This window comes from Phocaeicola coprocola DSM 17136, assembly GCF_000154845.1.
Classification (GTDB): domain Bacteria; phylum Bacteroidota; class Bacteroidia; order Bacteroidales; family Bacteroidaceae; genus Phocaeicola; species Phocaeicola coprocola.
Window position 1 is genome coordinate 1 of sequence record NZ_DS981434.1, and the last position, 863, is coordinate 863.

Below are 863 nucleotides of genomic sequence, written 5' to 3' on the forward strand. Positions count from 1 at the left end.
CGCAAGTTGGCATTTACTGTCCAGTTCATATCCGGTTTTCTGATGATGATGTAACTTCCTGTAAAAGTGACACCCTGGTTTCTCATGGCACCAATGTTCATCGGAACAGATGTAATACCAGAAGAGGGCGGGAAGTCGATGTTCAGCAATAACGGGTCGGTTTTCTTTCTGAAATAGTCTACGTTCAGGCGCAGGCGGTTCTGGAACATTTCTACATCAAGACCCCAGTTCTGTTCATTGGTACGTTGCCATTGCAGTCCACTGTTACCCCATGTCTTGACTAAAGCTGACAGACCGAACATATTCGGATAGCTGGTATAATAAGTATATACGCTGTTAGCCATTTTAGCATTCAGGTTGGCATTTCCCGGATTACCGACTGAGTATCTCAGCTTCATGTAGTTGAGGATGTTGTTCTGACGGAAGAACGATTCGTTGTGAATGTTCCATCCTAAACCTAATGACCAGATGGTAGAGAACGGATTATCTACTCCATATACAGACGAACCGTCGGAACGAAGGTTGAAGTCCAGCAAGTAGCGCAACTGATATCCGTAGTTGAAGTTAGCATAATAGCTGGCATGTCTGATTCTGGAAATCGAAGAACTTGGTTTACCGCCTTCTGGATATCCGTTTGAGAAGTTCGGATTCGAGAACATGTCGCTGGAATAACCTATTGCTTGGAAGATAGATAAGTTAGATTGGTTTTCGCTGATTTGCATACTTCCGATGGCGTTGACAGTATGTTTACCGAAAGTCTTACCATAAGAAATGTCTAAGCTTCCGTCGTATGAAGAAGATTTTGTGTTCAATTCTTTATAGCTTCCTTTTTTCAAAACTTCGGTAGTCAAAACTTCACTCAT

1 pseudogene is annotated in these 863 nt (G+C 42.5%); it reads right to left on the reverse strand.

From position 1 onward, the window contains the following. Positions 1-863, reverse strand: a pseudogene (locus BACCOP_RS01460) (SusC/RagA family TonB-linked outer membrane protein); the annotation flags it as partial.